The 14,313-nt window shown below is 73.5% G+C and carries 13 protein-coding genes; 4 read left to right on the forward strand and 9 right to left on the reverse strand.

What is annotated here, in order from left to right; translation table 11 throughout:
* Positions 1–319: 319 nt before the first annotated feature.
* Complete coding sequence (locus ACAX67_RS10485; RefSeq protein WP_370703792.1) at positions 320–1,120, reverse strand: enoyl-CoA hydratase/isomerase family protein; 801 nt, start codon at positions 1,118–1,120, stop codon at positions 320–322.
* 140 nt (positions 1,121–1,260) lie between these two features.
* Between ACAX67_RS10485 and ACAX67_RS10490 the strand changes: the two genes are divergently transcribed.
* Both ACAX67_RS10490 and ACAX67_RS10495 read left to right on the forward strand, forming a co-directional pair.
* Positions 1,261–1,419: a DUF5679 domain-containing protein gene (locus ACAX67_RS10490; RefSeq protein WP_170126064.1), complete on the forward strand. Its 159-nt coding sequence runs from the start codon at positions 1,261–1,263 to the stop codon at positions 1,417–1,419.
* Between the two features lie 162 nt (positions 1,420–1,581).
* Entirely contained in the window at positions 1,582–2,448 is an 867-nt protein-coding gene (locus ACAX67_RS10495; protein WP_370703793.1) for a hypothetical protein, read from the forward strand.
* Positions 2,449–2,473: 25 nt separating this feature from the next.
* On the opposite strand, the gene ACAX67_RS10500 is transcribed toward ACAX67_RS10495, so the two are convergent.
* From ACAX67_RS10500 to ACAX67_RS10520, 5 genes are all read right to left on the reverse strand, one after another.
* Positions 2,474–2,638: a hypothetical protein gene (locus tag ACAX67_RS10500; protein ID WP_370703794.1), complete on the reverse strand. Its 165-nt coding sequence runs from the start codon at positions 2,636–2,638 to the stop codon at positions 2,474–2,476.
* A gap of 153 nt (positions 2,639–2,791) precedes the next feature.
* On the reverse strand, positions 2,792–2,983 hold the full coding sequence (locus ACAX67_RS10505; RefSeq protein WP_370703795.1) for a putative WhiB-interacting protein: 192 nt from the start codon (positions 2,981–2,983) through the stop codon (positions 2,792–2,794).
* Between the two features lie 38 nt (positions 2,984–3,021).
* Positions 3,022–3,333 carry a WhiB family transcriptional regulator gene (locus ACAX67_RS10510; protein WP_370703796.1) on the reverse strand — a complete coding sequence of 104 codons (312 nt, stop codon included), beginning with the start codon at positions 3,331–3,333 and terminating at the stop codon, positions 3,022–3,024.
* Positions 3,334–3,490: 157 nt separating this feature from the next.
* Positions 3,491–3,745 (reverse strand): hypothetical protein, encoded by a 255-nt coding sequence (locus tag ACAX67_RS10515; RefSeq protein ID WP_370703797.1) that lies wholly within the window; start codon positions 3,743–3,745, stop codon positions 3,491–3,493.
* 169 nt (positions 3,746–3,914) lie between these two features.
* Positions 3,915–5,951, reverse strand: coding sequence for an ATP-dependent helicase (locus ACAX67_RS10520; RefSeq protein WP_370703798.1), 2,037 nt, complete (start codon positions 5,949–5,951; stop codon positions 3,915–3,917).
* Positions 5,952–6,052: 101 nt separating this feature from the next.
* Here ACAX67_RS10520 and ACAX67_RS10525 point away from each other — a divergent pair, with 101 nt between their 5' ends.
* The gene (locus ACAX67_RS10525; protein WP_370703799.1) at positions 6,053–6,310 is read left to right on the forward strand and encodes a mycoredoxin; all 258 of its coding nucleotides are present in this window, start codon (positions 6,053–6,055) and stop codon (positions 6,308–6,310) included.
* Positions 6,311–6,326: 16 nt separating this feature from the next.
* On the opposite strand, the gene nudC is transcribed toward ACAX67_RS10525, so the two are convergent.
* Entirely contained in the window at positions 6,327–7,253 is a 927-nt protein-coding gene (gene nudC / locus ACAX67_RS10530; RefSeq protein ID WP_370703800.1) for an NAD(+) diphosphatase, read from the reverse strand.
* A gap of 41 nt (positions 7,254–7,294) precedes the next feature.
* Between nudC and ACAX67_RS10535 the strand changes: the two genes are divergently transcribed.
* Positions 7,295–7,798 (forward strand): OsmC family protein, encoded by a 504-nt coding sequence (locus ACAX67_RS10535; protein ID WP_370703801.1) that lies wholly within the window; start codon positions 7,295–7,297, stop codon positions 7,796–7,798.
* On the opposite strand, the gene ACAX67_RS10540 is transcribed toward ACAX67_RS10535, so the two are convergent.
* A complete protein-coding gene (locus ACAX67_RS10540) occupies positions 7,779–11,012 on the reverse strand; it encodes an ATP-dependent helicase (RefSeq protein ID WP_370703802.1) in 3,234 nt (1,077 codons plus the stop codon). The two genes, ACAX67_RS10535 and ACAX67_RS10540, sit on opposite strands and share 20 nt — an antisense overlap.
* An 8-nt stretch (positions 11,013–11,020) precedes the next feature.
* Positions 11,021–14,260: an ATP-dependent helicase gene (locus ACAX67_RS10545; protein WP_370703803.1), complete on the reverse strand. Its 3,240-nt coding sequence runs from the start codon at positions 14,258–14,260 to the stop codon at positions 11,021–11,023.
* Positions 14,261–14,313 lie beyond the last annotated feature (53 nt).

A 14,313-nucleotide genomic window follows, 5' to 3' on the forward strand; every position in this document is an offset into this window, starting at 1 on the left:
TTTGTCCACAGCCGGTGGACGACCACGGGGCCGCGTTGTCGCTGGTCACACGGCGGTACGACGTCCCGGTCGGCCCTCGGCTCCCCAGGTCGTCCACAAGCCTGTCCCACGCCTCTCCACGGCGCTCGCGCATCATCCACATCCTTGTCCACAGCGTTGTCCACAGGGTGGGGCGCCGGCGGATTGACCGGGCTCTCGCGGCTGCCTAGCGTTGCGCGCAGATGGGACCCCCGGGGTCGCCAGGGCCGTTCGCAAGGGGAAGGCAAACGGCCGGAAGCGCTCCGGGGGTCTCCTCATGTCCGCCCGCGGCACGGGGCCCTCACCGCCCCTCGAAGACCGGCGCGCGCTTCTCCTGCACCGCCCGGATCCCCTCCTGCAGGTCGGCGGTCGCCATCGTGATCGGCTGCGCGAGCGCCTCCCAGTCCAGGCACGCCTCCACGCTCGCGTGACCGCGCGCCAGGGCCGTCTTGGTCAACCGGGACGCGACCGGGGCCGTGGCCGCGATCCCGGCGGCCGCGGCGAGGACCTCGTCGGCGAACACTTCGGGCTCGATGACGCGCGAGACCAGGCCGAGGCCGAGCGCCTCGTCGGCGTCGACCAGGCGACCGGTCAGCAGGAGGTCGCGGGCCGCCGAGGCGCCGACGACGTCGGGGAGGAGGTACGTCGTCGCCATGCCCGGGTGGAGCCCCAGCTTGGTGAACGGCACCCCCATCCGGGCCCCGCGGGCCGCGTAGCGGAGGTCGCACGCGAGGGCGACCGCCAGCCCCGCGCCGATCGCCGGGCCGTTGATCGCCGCGATCGTCGGCACCTCCAGCCGACGGATCGAGAGCCAGGCCCGGTAGAAGGGCAGCATCCGCGACCGGATCTCGTCGACGGTCGCGTCGGGCTCGCTCGCCAGCCAGGAGGTGTTGCCGCCGGCGCAGAACGCGCTGCCCTCCCCCGTGACCACCACGGCCCGCACCGATGCGTCGCCGGCGAGGTGGTCGACCGCCCGCACCCACGACGCCGTCATCTCGTCGCTCATCGCGTTGCGGAGCTCGGGGAGGTCCAGGACCAGCATCGCGACCCCCGGAGCGGGCCGTTCGAGCCGCAAATGGCGCAGATCACGGATTTCAGACATACCGGGCACGCTACTGCTCCCGTTGAGCGGCGTGCCGTAGGGTCGGAGAGGTCCGAAGCCACGAGGCGGAGGACCCCGGCGGGCTTCCCCAGTCCTTCCCGTCGCGACGACCGAAGATGAACATGAATGAGGAGGCCGTCATGGCGGAGACCTGGAGCGGTGAGTTCTACTGCGTGAAGTGCAAGGAGAAGCGCGAGGCGAGCGGCGAGGTCAAGGTCAACGACAAGGGCACCCGGATGGCCAAGGCCCAGTGCCCCGTGTGCGGGACCAACCTGAACCGCATCCTCGGCAAGGCCTGAGCACTACCACTCGGACTACCGCAGCGGGCGGCGCCACCCTTCGGGGAGGCGCCGCCCGCGCGTCGTTCCTGCGCCTCCCCGCCCTGCGCCTCCCCGCCCTGCGCTGACGGGTCCTGTGGATGACCGCCGCGCGAGCGGGCCGGTCCGTGCCAGCCTTCGGGCATGCCCGCACCTGGACCCGTGTCCGTCGCAGCGCCCACCGGGCTCCTGCTGAGGCCAGGTGTGCCGGTCCTGCGCCGGGACGCGAACACGATCCAGGTCGGGTTGCACCCGCCGCTCGCCGTACGCCTTCCGGACCGGCCGGAGGTGCGCTCCCTGCTCGATGCCCTGCAGGCGCGCGCCCCGCTGGCCGCTCTCGCGCCCGTGGCAGAACGGGCGCTCGACGCACTGCTCGCCGCCGGCCTGGTCTTCCCCGGCCTGGACGAGCCGGGGCGGCGCGGGCTGGCGGCGGCGCGCGCGCAGTTCGGCGTCGACGGCTCGCGGCGGGTCAGCGCACGCGCGGCTCACGCCGTCGGGCTGCTCGGCGACCCCCGGATGCACGCCACCCTCGCCCCGCTCGCGCTGGAGGCCGGGCTGTTGCTCGACCAGGACTCCCCCGCCGTCTGGGTGGTGGTGGGCTGCGGGCAGCTGTCGCGCGAGGGCATCGACGGCCTGGTGCGCTCCGGTGCGCCCCACCTCGTCGTCAGTGGCGGCGCGAGCGGTCGGCGCATCGGGCCGTTCGTCGAGCCCGGCCGGACGGCCTGCCTGCGCTGCGTCGACGCCCACGAGTCCGAGCCGGATCCCCGCCGGAGCTTCCTGGTGGAGCAAGCGGCGCGGACCACGGGGACCGACGTGCCCGTGGACCCGGTGCTCGACCAGCTCGCTCTCGCCTGGGCGGTGCGCGACGTGTGCCGCTACGTCGAGGGCGAGGAGCCGAGCACCTGGTCGGCCACCGTCGACCTCGGGCCCACCGACGCGCCCGAGGTGAGGCGCTGGCTGCGCCACCCGCACTGCGGCTGCGCCTGGGACCTGCTGCTCGACCTGCCCTGACCACCGCCCGGGAACGGCGCCGAGGTCACCACCACTCGGAGTCGAGCTTGCTCTCCATCGCGCGCAGGTGCTCCCGCGAGCACGTCTCGCAGAAGACCCGGGTGCGGCCACGCTCGACCGACGTGCTCCAGGTGAGCGGCGGGACCTCCTCGGGAGCGGTGCGGCCGCAGAAGTCGCAGGTCGTCGGCACACCTCCAGGCTACGACCGGCACGGGGCGTGCCGCGGGAGCGTGCGCCTGGAAAAAACCGAAGAGCCGGAGTGACGGGTTGCGTCACTCCGGCTCTTCTCCTTGTTCACCCGCGATCAGGTGTTCGGAGGAGGTCCTCCGAATCTTGCCTCTCGTCAGAGAGCGCGAGCGAGGGCGAGGCGAGCCTGCTGCGCTGCGCGCTCAGCCTTGCGGCTGAGACGCCGGGCGCGGGCCACCTTGGCCTCGCGCAGCTGCTGCGCCTCTCCCAGGCGCGCGTACATATGCGCGCGTGCCAGGTCTTCGTGCATGACGTTCATCTTGTTGCTCCAGTTCAGTTCTTGGTTCATCGAAAGATTTCTAGGATCGGTTGTCGGAGGTCGAGCGATTACGCAGCAGTGGCGTCCTTGCGGGGCCGGCCGCGGGGCCGCTTGCGGGGGATGACCGCTCCCTGAAGGAAGAGCTCACCGCCCCAGACACCCCAGGGCTCGCGCCGCTCGAGCGCTCCGGTGAGGCACATGGCCTGCACCGGGCAGTCCTTGCACAGCGCCTTGGCGAACTCCACGTCGTGGGGAGACTCCGCGAACCACAGCTCCGGGTCGTTGACCCGGCACGGCAGCCGGTCGGCCTGCAGCTCGACGAACAGCTCTGCCTCGTCGTGCAGGTTGCTCAGCGTCGGCTCGAGAACACTGGTCGTCATTTTTCACCTCCTCGTCTCTGACCTGATCGCGTTGGTCGTTTCATCGGATCCGGGTCTGCGGCTTTCGTGCTGCTCAGGTGTCCTGAGAAACAAGAAGGCCGCGGATCCCGGTTGTCGGGTTCCGCGGCCTGGAGGCTGCCGAGCTGAGTCTTGTGGACTAGATCGGTGGGCTCCAGGTCGATGAACCCCGGGTGTAGCCGGTAAAACCGACGTGACCCATGCCAGTGGTGGCAGCGAGCTCGCGCACGCGCTTGGCCTGCGGGGCCGGCGCCTGAATCGCCACGTCACCCGTGCGCACGTCGATCCGGACGTCGGACGTCCGGAGATCCGTGACCGGGGTGGCGCACAGGAGCGCGAGCGCGCGCGTGGACCGTGCCGGTGCTGCGGCTGCGATTCGCATGATGTTCTCCACTGTGGCCACCTCCTTCGGGGCATCGGGCGCGGGCCTTGCCAGGGCCTGGTGCGCGGTCTGTTCAGTACGTGGGTGACACGCTATCGGGAGCGCGATGTAATGAGCAAACCATTTTATGACTATTTCTGAAGTTTCTTCGGAAATGGTCTAGAGCGCTGCTCCTCTCGCGCTAGGAAGTCGTGTCGACGAGCGCGATCACGGCGTCGCCGTACTTCTCGATCTTGCTGGGGCCGACACCACTGATGGCCCGCAGCGCCGTCTCGTTGCTCGGCTTGTGCTCGGCGATCAGCTCGAGCGTGGCGTCGGTGAAGACGACGTAGGCGGGCACCTGGTCGTCGTCGGCGCGCTCGCGGCGCCAGGTCTTGAGCCGCTCGAAGAGGTCCTCGTCGTAGCGGACCGGGTGGTGCGCGCACCGGCCGCGCTTCTTCTCCGCCGCCGACCCGAGCGGCTGGCTGCACTCCCGGCAGCGAGCCACCTTGCTCCGCGCCCGACCGCCGGCCGCGGGCTGCTCGCGCTCCGGCAGGAGCGGCGCGAGGAACCGGGAGGGCTGCCTGCGCGCCGCCTGGCCGGGGTTGCGGGCCGCGGCCCAGCTCACGGTGAGGTCGCGGCGGGCGCGGGTCACGCCGACGTAGAGCAGCCGGCGCTCCTCCTCGACGGCCGCCGGGGTGTCGGCGTAGACGATCGGGACCGTGCCGTCCTGGACGCCGGCGCAGAACACCGCGTCCCACTCCAGCCCCTTGGCCGCGTGGAACGTCGCCAGGGTGACCCCGTCGGCCGCCGGGGCGTGCTGCTCGGCAGCGCGGCGGTCGAGGTCGTCGACGAACGCGCCCAGGTCGGACCCGGCGTGCTCGGCGTGGAACTCCTCGGCCTGGGTCGCCAGCGCCTGCCACGACTCCCACCGGTCGCGGACCTGGCCCCGGCCCGTCGGGGGCACCTCGGTCCAGCCCATCCCACCCAGCACGCCGTGCACCGCCTCCACCCACGGCAGGTCGGTGGTCTCCCCCGACCGGGCCGCTCCGCGCAGCCGTACGACGGCCTCGCGCACCTCCGGCCGGTCGAAGAAGCGGGCGGCGCCGCGCACCACGTAGGGGATGCCGCGGTCGCTCAGCGCGTCCTCGAAGTGCTCGGACTGCGCGTTGATGCGGAAGAGCACCGCGACCTGGCCGGGCGCGGAGCCCTTGCGCTGGAGCGCGGCGATCCGGTCGGCGACGGACGCCGCCTCGGCGACCTCGTCGGGGTGCCCCTCGAACCGCACGGCGGCCCCGGCGGGCTGTTGCGAGCGCAGCTCGACCCCCGCGCTGGCACTGCCCGCGAGCAGCGTGTTGGCGGCCGCGACGATCTGCGGCGTGGACCTGTAGTTGCGCACGAGCTCGACCGAGGTGGTGCCGGGGTAGCGCTTCGGGAAGTCGAGGAGGTAGGTCGCGTCGGCACCCGCGAACGAGTAGATCGTCTGCGCCGGGTCGCCCACCACGCAGAGCTCGTCGCGACCCCCGAGCCAGAGGTCGAGGAGCGCCGACTGCAGCGGCGAGACGTCCTGGAACTCGTCGACGACGAACCACTTGTACTGCCGCCGCACCTGGGCGGCGACCCGCTCGTCGGAGGCCAGGACACCGGCGGTCAGGAGCAGGACGTCCTCCATGTCCATGCGACCCTGCTCGCGCTTGACGTCCTCGTAGGCGGCGAACACCTTGCCGACGGTGTCAGCGGGCTGGTCGGAGACGCTGCGCGCCTGCTGGCCGGCGATCCGTGCGTAGTCGTCGGGGCCGACGTTGCTGACCTTGGCCCACTCGATCTCCGAGGCGAGGTCACGGAGCAGCGCCTGGTCGGCCCGCAGCCCGAGCCGGCGCGTCGCCGCCGCCAGCATCGCGAGCTTCGACTCGGTCAGCACCGGCAGGTCGGCCCCGTGGACGTGCGGCCAGAAGTAGCGCAGCTGGCGCAGCGCGGCGCTGTGGAAGGTGCGCGCCTGGACCCCGGGCGCCCCGAGCTGCCGCAACCTCTGCCGGAGCTCGCCCGCCGCACGCGTCGTGAAGGTCACCGCGAGCACCTCGGTGGGGGCGTAGACGCCGCTCAGCACGCCGTGCGCGATCCGGTGCGTGATCGCCCGGGTCTTGCCGGTGCCGGCGCCGGCCAGCACCCGCACCGGCCCGCGCAACGCCTCGGCCACCTGCCGCTGCTCGGGGTCGAGCGCGGACAGCAGGGCCTCCACGGGTGAGCCGTGACTCGTGCTGATCGGGAACAACTCCTCGGACGTGCGGGTTGGGCGGGATGTACGACGGGGACCTTAGACCTTGGAGGCGACACTTCCCGATGAGCTCGTTCACGATGTACACGACCCCCTGGTGCGGCTACTGCCACCGCCTGAAGAGCCAGCTCGACCGGGAGGGCATCGACTACCAGGTCGTCGACATCGAGCAGCAGCCGGAGGCGGCCGCCGTCGTGGAGTCCGCCAACAACGGCAACCAGACCGTGCCGACCCTCGTCTACAGCGACGGTACGGCGATGACCAACCCCTCGGTCGCCCAGGTCAAGGCGCACCTCGCCCTCCTGGAGGAGCGCGCGAGCTGAGCCGGCGGCGTCCCGCTCACCAGCTGCCGGGGAGCGGGCCGCCGTACCAGTGCTCGATGAGGGACCGGCTGATCGAGACGCCGCCGGGAAGCACGAGCGTGCCTGCCTCCGCCTGCGCACGCATCTCGGCGCGCGTGAGCCACCGCGCCTCGGTCACGTCGTCGTCGTCGAGCCGGATCTCCTCGGTGAGCGCGCGGCCGTGGAAGCCGAGCATCAGGCTGCTCGGCAGGGGCCACGGCTGGTTGCCGAAGTACGTCACGTCGCCCACGACGACGCCGGTCTCCTCCAGCACCTCACGGCGCACCGCGTCCTCCAACGTCTCCCCCGGCTCGCAGAAGCCCGCCAGGGTCGAGAAGCGCCCTTCGGGCCACTGGGCACCGCGGCCGAGCAGGCACCGCTCGTCGTCGCTGCCGGGAGCACCCGAGGTGATCAGCATGATGACGGCCGGGTCGGTGCGGGGGAACTGCGGCTTCCCGCACTGCTCGCACACCAGCTCGTGACCGGCGGCACGGGGCACGAGAGTCCCTCCGCAGCGCGGGCAGAAGCGGGTGACCCAGTGCCACTCGGCGAGCCCGAGGGCGTGGAAGACGAGGGGAGCCAGCCCGGCCTGCTCGCCACCGAGGCTCTGCTCCTGAAAGAGGGCGAGCAGGCCACGCAGCGGGAACCACTGTCCCTGCTCCTCCTTGGCCGCCTCCGGACCCGTGATGACCGCCCACCACGTCGTCGCGTCACGCTCACCGAGCAGCACGCGGACGCCGTCGGGCGCCTCGTCGGCCGACACCCACTCCAGTGCTCCGTCCTTGGGCCGCACCCGGGTGCCCGACACCACGAGCACCCGCGCGCCGGACCGGGTCCACCGGTCCTCGAGCCAGGCGTCGTCCGTGCGGTGCAGGCCGAGACGGTCGTGCGGGTCGCGGGCGAGGGCGAGGTGCGCGAAGTCCACGAACCGAGCGTAGGCGGTGCCGCACGCGCCATGATCAGGGCATGGACGCCGCCACCCTGAAGGCCGCTCAGGCCCCGGTCAAGGAGAAGTACCGCACCGACCCCGCCTCCGCGCGTACGCCGACGGCGGCCCGCGGTGACTACCGCGACCCGGACGTCACGGCCACCGTCGAGGGCTTCGCCGGGCCTGTGCGCGCCGGCTTGCACCCCGCTGCAGGTGGCGACGGCTCCGACGCCTGCTCGGCCGACCTCCTGCTCGAGGCGCTGCTGGCCTGCGCTGGGGTGACGCTGCGCGCCGTCGCCACGTCGATGGGGGTCGAGCTCCGGAGCGCAGCGCTGGCGGCCGACGGGTGGTGGGACGCCCGCGGCACACTGGGCGTCGACCGGTCGGCCCCGATCGGTGTCCAGGACATCGTGCTGACGCTGACCCTCGACACCGACGCGTCCGACGCCGACCTGGAGCGGCTCGCGAAGGCCACCGAGCGCTACTGCGTCGTCGGCCAGACCCTCGTGAGTCCCCCGGCGGTCAGGGTGCTGCGGGCCTGAGCAGCGCGGCGAGCTCCTCGCGTCCCTGCAGCCCGCCGGGCTCGACGAGCTCGCCGGTGCGGACGTAGTAGAACGCGGCGCGGACCTGCTCGATCGGCACGCCGGTGAGCTCGGCCCACGCGAGGCGGTAGAGCGCGAGCTGGAGCGGGTCGGCCGTCTGCCGCGCGTTGGTCTTCCAGTCGACGACGAGGTAGCCGCTCTCGCCGTCGTCGTAGACCGCGTCGATGCGTCCTCGGACCACCTGGCCGCCGAGCACCACCGCGAACGGCGCCTCGACGGCGTGCGGCACCCGGCTCGCGAAGGGACCGGCCTCGAACGTCTCGATCAGCTCCTTGAGGTCCGCCTCGTCCTCGATGCCGGCGTCGGCGCGGCCGGCGAGGTCGTCGGGGTCGAAGAGGCCCTGCTGGCCGAACCGCGTCTCGACCCACGCGTGGAACCGGGTGCCGAAGCGGGCCGACGCCGAGGGCTGCCGCGGCATCGGTCGCGCCAGGTCGGCGGCGAACCCCGCCGGGTCGTCGCGCAGCCGCGAGACCGCGGTCGCGGACAGCGCGTCCGGCAGCGGTACGACGACCTCCGCCCCGCGGTCGCGGCGAGCCTCGGCGAGCAGCCGGTCGATCTCGGTGTCCCACTCGGCGACCCGTGCGGCCGCCACGAGGTCGAGCTCGGGATCCGGCGCGGTGGGATCCGACCCGCGCACGAGGTCGGCGGCCGCCAGCCGCAGGCGCGCCTCCTCGCCCCGGCCGTCGACCGGCCACGGGACCGACGGGTCGTCGTCGGCGTAGGGGTGGGGCGCGCCCTTCTCCGGCTTGGCGAGCCACTCCTCCGGCGGCTCGCCCCAGGCGTCCAGCAGGTCGCGCACGACCTCCTGGTAGGCCGACGGCCCGAAGGGCGTCTTGCGCGCTCCCCACAGGTAGGACGTCACCGACAGCCGGTGCGCCGCCCGGGTGAAGGCGACGTAGCCGAGCCGCAGCTCCTCGGCCGCCTCGTGCTCGTTGGCGCGCCGTCGGTAGTCGTCGAGGGCGGCCTTGTCGTAGCCCTCCAGCTGAGGGAGGTCGGCGGCGTCACCGCGCAGCGGAGCAGGCAGCACCGAGGGCGAGGAGGTCCACAGCGTGCGGCCCTGGGCGGAGGGGAAGCGCGACTCGCAGACGCCGACACAGAACACGGAGTCCCACTCCAGGCCCTTGGACCGGTGGACCGTCAGCAGCTTCACCGAGTCGGCCTCCGAGGGCGTGGCCACGTCGAGGCCGTTGCCCTGGTCGTCCTCCGCGGTCAGGTAGGCGAGGAGCGCCGGCAGGGTCACGTCGCCGTCGACGGCGCGGAAGTCGGCCACGGCCTTCACGAAGAGGTCGAGGTTGTCGCGCCGCGCCGCGGCGGCCGGACTCACCGCGGAGGAGAGCTCCACGTCGACGCCGGTCGTGTCGATGATGCGACGCACGAGGTCGAGCAACGGTTCGCCCACAGCGGAGCGCAACGACCGGAGCTCGGCGTGCAGGAGGGCGAAGCGCTCGCGCGCCTCGGTAGAGAACTCGCCCTCCCCCGGGTCGGCGAGAGCGTCGTCGAGGCAGGGGATCTCGGCCGGGTCGATGCCATCGGCGATCGCGACGAGGTGCTCGGAGAGCGAGCCCGCCTGCTCCCCGCGACCACGGCGGCCGGCGATCTCGCCGGCCCGCTGGCCGAGCAGCCGCAGGTCGCGAGGACCGATCGCCCAGCGCGGGCCAGCGAGCAGGGTCAGCAGGGCGGCGTTGTCGGTCACGTCGTGGAGGAGCCGGAGCGTGGCGACCACCTCGGCGATCTCGGGCAGGCGCAGCAGGCCGGAGAGGCCGACGATCTCGACCGGCACCCCGGCCGAGGTCAGCGCGTCGAAGACGTCCTCGGCGTGCGCGTTGTCGCGGGTCAGCACCCCGATCCGTGCCCAGTCGCCCGGCTCGCCTCCCCACGCCTCCTTGACCGCCGCCGGGAGCCAGGCGAGCTCCTCGCGATGGGTCTCGAAGACGCGGACGGTCACCTCGCCGGCCTCGGCCTCCGCGGGCGCGGCGAGGCGCGCCACCTGGACGCCGCGGGCCTCGAGCGCGCCGTAGAGGGGCGCGGCGAGCTCGTTGGCGACGTCGAGGATCCGGCGGTCGGAGCGCCGGTTGATCGTCAACGGGTAGGACTCGACCGCACCCGACGCGGCGGGGAACGTCTCGCCGAAGTTGAGGATGTTGGACACCGAGGCGCCGCGCCAGCCGTAGATCGCCTGGTTGGGGTCGCCGACCGCGGTGACGGCGTGGCCCTCGCCGAACAGCCGCGACAGCATGATCGCCTGAGCGACGGAGGTGTCCTGGTACTCGTCGAGGAGCACGACCTTGTACTTCTCACGCTCGAGCGCGCCGACCTCCGGCCGCTCGGCGGCCAGCCGGGCACCCAGCTCGATCTGGTCGGAGAAGTCCATGAGGCCGAGGTCGGCCTTGAGGCGGCGGTAGGCCGCCACCAGCTGGAGCAGCTCGGCGCGTCGGTCGATGGCCGAGATCGCCTTCTCGATGCTCTCGACGTAGGTCTTGCGCGCCTTGCCGGCCAGCTCCTCGGATCGCGCGCGCTCGAAGCCCCGCCGGGTGTCGGCGTCGAGCTCCAGCACCCGGGCCGGCGTCACGAGGTGCTCGCTCATCGCCGAGTCGAGCGCGAGGAGCGCCTGGATGACGGTCTCGGGGTGGTCGCTCAGCTGCGTGATGTCGCCGGTGAACCGGGCGACGGCGCGCGCGCCCAGCTGGTAGCGCGCGGCATCCGTGACGACCCGGGTGTCGGGCTCGTGCCCGATCCTCAGCCCGTGGTCGGTCAGCAGGCCGGCGGCGTAGGCGTTGTAGGTCGACACCGTGGGCTCGAGGACCTCGTCGCCGTCGTCGCCGACCTGGAGCAGGTCGAGGGCACCGGCGTCGAGGAGGGCCGTGCGGATCCGCTGCCGCAGCTCGGCGGCGGCCTTCGTGGTGAAGGTCAGGCCGAGCACCTCGTCGGGGCGCACCTGACCGGTCAGCACCAGGTGGACGACGCGCGCCGCCATCAGCGTGGTCTTGCCGGACCCGGCGCCGGCGATCACGACCGCGGGACGCAGGGGTGCCGCGATCGCCCGCCACTGCTCCGCGCTCGGCGGGAACTTCGCCCCCATCGCCGCCTGGAGATCGGCCGGCGTCTCGATGCGGATCGCCGGACCGCTCGACGGACCACCCACCCGGCCACTCATGGGGCGACTCATGGGGCGATCACCGATCCACTGCTCCTCGCCGGGCAGAGCGGCACGAACGTGCAGGTGCGGCACTGGACCCCGGGGATCGCGGGGAAGCGCTCGGCCCGCACCATCTCCGCGGCTCGGCCCAGCCGCTCGCGCAGGTCGTCGCGCTCCGGTCCGTCCTCGGCGTGCGCCGGCTGCGGCTGCACGGTGGCCGCGTCGGCCCCGTCGACCAGCCCGAGCTGCACCAGCTCCGCGCCACCGGCCCGGTGCGGCTCACCGCTGCCGTCGGGCTCATCGAGCGCGCCGTGGTCGACGGCGTACTGGTAGAGCGCCAGCTGCACGTGCGTCTTCACCGAGGTGTCGCTCGGCTTGCTGCGCCCGGTCTTGAGGTCGACCACGACCACGGCGCCGGTCGCGGGATCGACCTCGACCCGGTCGGCGTAGCCGGTGATGCGCACCTGCTCGCCGTGCAGGTCGACGACCGTCGCGAACCCCTCCTCGAGGCCGAGGATCGCGCGGGGGTTGGCCTCGTGCCAGTCGACGAACCGCTCGAGGGCGGCACGCACCCGATCGTGCTCGCGCTGCTTGGACCAGGGCGTGCGGAAGTCGAGACGGTCCCAGACGTCGTCGACCAGCGCGAGCAGCGCGTCGGGGTCGGGCGGCGCCTCGCCGCTGGCGACCCGCTGCGCGAGCGCGTGGACCAGCTCGCCGAGGTTGGCCGACTGGTGGGCGCGGGCGACCCCTCCCGCCTCCCGGGTGAGGAACCACTGCGTGGGGCACGTCGCGAGCCCCTCCAGCAGGCTCGCGGAGACCGGCACCGGACCGTCGACCGCACGGATCGGCGTCGGCGACAGCGATGCCGACCGGGTGCCCCACCAGTGCGCCGGATCGGCCGCCGGGACGAGCGCGCGGTGCCCGTCGGGTGTGGTCTCGGCCGCGAGCCGGGCCAGTCGCCGGGCGGCGGCGGCCCGCAGGCCCTCCTCGGAGCCGGGGTCGGCGACGGTGCGGCGGAGCTCGGCCACCAGGCCGGTCAGCGACAGCGGCCGGGGCGGGCGTCCCACGACGTGGCGGACGTCGACGCCGAGCTCGTCGAGGAAGCGCGACGGCTGCTCCCCCTCGTCGTCCGGCGACCGGACCGCGGTGACGTGGAGCTGCTCGCGCGGGCGCGTGCACGCGACGTAGAACAACCGCCGCTCCTCCATGAGCAGCTCGCGGGCGGTGGCCGGCGGGACGAGGCGACCCTCGCCGATGCGGTCGGCCTGCAGCAGCGTGGTGCGGCGGCGCAGGTCGGGCCAGCCCTCGGCCTGGACGTGGGCCACCACGACCAGGCGCCACTCCAGGCCCTTGCTGCGGTGCGCGGTGAGCAGTCGTACGGCGGAGCCGCGCACCCCGCGCTCGGCCAGGGTGTCGGCCGGGATCTCCTGCTGCACGAGGCTCTCGAGGAACGGCGCGACACCGAGGTGCTCGCGCCGGTCGGCGGCACGGCCGGCGACGTCGAACAACGCGCAGACGGCGTCGAGGTCGCGGTGGGCGCGCCGTGCCGCGCCGCCCCCGGCGTCGACGGCTCGCCGTAGCCGCTGGGGCCAGGACGTGCCCGACCACAGCGCCCACAGCAGGTCCTCGGCGTCGGCGCCCTCCTCGAGGCGGGCGCGCGTCGTGGCCAGGAGGCCGGCGAGGGCCCGTGCCCGCTCGGCCTCCGGCCCCGTGATGCCCTCGAGCGTCGCGGGCTCGACCACTGCCGACCGGATGAGCGTCGCCGACGACCGCGGCGTGCCCCCGTCGGCCTGTGCCCGGTCCTTCTCCCGGCTGCGCAGCCGACGGGCGAGGCGTCGTACGTCGCCGGCGTCCAGGCCGCCCAACGGGCCGGTCAGCAGCGCCTCCGCCCGGCCGGCGTCGACGTGGCCGATGTCGTCGACGTCGTCGTTGTCGAGGTTCACCACCGCGCGCAGCGCCTCGATCAGCGGCAGCACCGCCGGGTCGCGGACGAGCGGCAGCTCGTCGCGCGCGACCTCGACCGGCACGCCCGCTGCGCCGAGCGCGCGCCGCAGGGGCGGGATGCTCCCCCGCCCCGAGCGGACCAGCACCGCCATGTCGTGCCAGGCGATGCCGTCCTCGAGGTGCGCGCGCCGCAGGAGGTCGGCGAGGTGCTCGGCCTCGGCCCGCTCGGTGTCGAACGTCCGCACGGTGACCCGGTCGCCCGTCGCGCCGCCGACGGCGACGGGAGCGAGGAAGGCCTCACGCGCGGCGGCGTCGATCGAGCCCGGGAGCCCGATCCGACCGGCGACACGCTGCGCGGCGACGAGCACGCGCGGGCCGAACCTGCGGGTGGTGCGCAGTGCGACGACCGGTGCCGCCGATCCGTCGGCGGCCGGGAACGCGGTCGGGAACTCCAGGATGCCGCGCACGTCGGCGCCCCGGAAGCCGTAGATCGACTGGTGCGGGTCTCCCACCACGACGAGGTCGCGCCCGTCGCCGGCGATCGCTCGCAGCAGCGCGACCTGTCCCGGGTCGGTGTCCTGGTACTCGTCGACGAAGACGTGCTGGTAGTCGGCACGAAGGACGTCGCGGTGCACCTCCGCCTCGATGCGGGCGCGGCGGATCAGGTCGGAGTAGTCGGTCGCGCCCTGGCTGTCGAGGGAGTCGAGGTACTGCTCGAGGAAGAGCCCGGCAGCGACGTACTCCTCGACGCCCTCGGCCTCGCCCAGACGCCGCAGGTCGTTGCCGTCGAGGCCCTTCTCGCGCGCCCGGGACAGCACCGCGTGCACCTCGCGTGCGAAGCCGCGGGTGCCGAGGGCGTGGCGGAAGCGGTCGGGCCACGTCACCGACTCGGGGTGGTCGACCAGCAGCTCACGCAGCACGACGTCCTGCTCCGGGGCGGACAGCAGCCGCAGCGGGCCCTCGTAGAGCTCGGCCGGGGCGAACCTGCGCACGAGCCCGTAGGCGAAGGAGTGGAACGTCGCGCTCAGCTGGGTCGCCGTCGTGCGGCCGAGCCTCGCGGTGATCCGGTCGCGCAGCTGCTCGGCGGCCTTGCGGGAGAACGTGAGGGCCAGCACCGAGTCGGGGGTCGCGCCGCGGCGCTCGATGCGGTCGACGATCGCCTCGACCATCGTCGTGGTCTTGCCCGTGCCGGGGCCGGCGAGCACGAGCAGCGGTCCACCGGCGTGCTCGACGACGCGCCGCTGGTGCTCGTCGAGCGTCGGCGGCGCCGTGGGCGGCGCGGGCGCGGCGAGGCGGTAGGTGGTGGTCGGCGAGGCGGTCATGTCGTCGGACAGCCAACCATCCGGGTCCGACGGATCACCCTGGGGTGCGCGAT

The organism is Nocardioides candidus (assembly GCF_041321175.1).
Taxonomy (GTDB): Bacteria; Actinomycetota; Actinomycetes; order Propionibacteriales; family Nocardioidaceae; genus Nocardioides.

Coding starts and splice junctions, on each gene's coding strand:
- ACAX67_RS10485 (WP_370703792.1), bottom strand. CDS start 1,120: ATGTCTGAAATCCGTGATCTGCGCCATTTGCGGCTCGAACGGCCCGCT.
- ACAX67_RS10510 (WP_370703796.1), bottom strand. CDS start 3,333: ATGACGACCAGTGTTCTCGAGCCGACGCTGAGCAACCTGCACGACGAG.
- ACAX67_RS10540 (WP_370703802.1), bottom strand. CDS start 11,012: ATGAGTGGCCGGGTGGGTGGTCCGTCGAGCGGTCCGGCGATCCGCATC.
- ACAX67_RS10535 (WP_370703801.1), top strand. CDS start 7,295: ATGGACGCCGCCACCCTGAAGGCCGCTCAGGCCCCGGTCAAGGAGAAG.
- ACAX67_RS10545 (WP_370703803.1), bottom strand. CDS start 14,260: ATGACCGCCTCGCCGACCACCACCTACCGCCTCGCCGCGCCCGCGCCG.
- ACAX67_RS10505 (WP_370703795.1), bottom strand. CDS start 2,983: ATGAACCAAGAACTGAACTGGAGCAACAAGATGAACGTCATGCACGAA.
- ACAX67_RS10490 (WP_170126064.1), top strand. CDS start 1,261: ATGGCGGAGACCTGGAGCGGTGAGTTCTACTGCGTGAAGTGCAAGGAG.
- ACAX67_RS10495 (WP_370703793.1), top strand. CDS start 1,582: ATGCCCGCACCTGGACCCGTGTCCGTCGCAGCGCCCACCGGGCTCCTG.
- ACAX67_RS10525 (WP_370703799.1), top strand. CDS start 6,053: ATGAGCTCGTTCACGATGTACACGACCCCCTGGTGCGGCTACTGCCAC.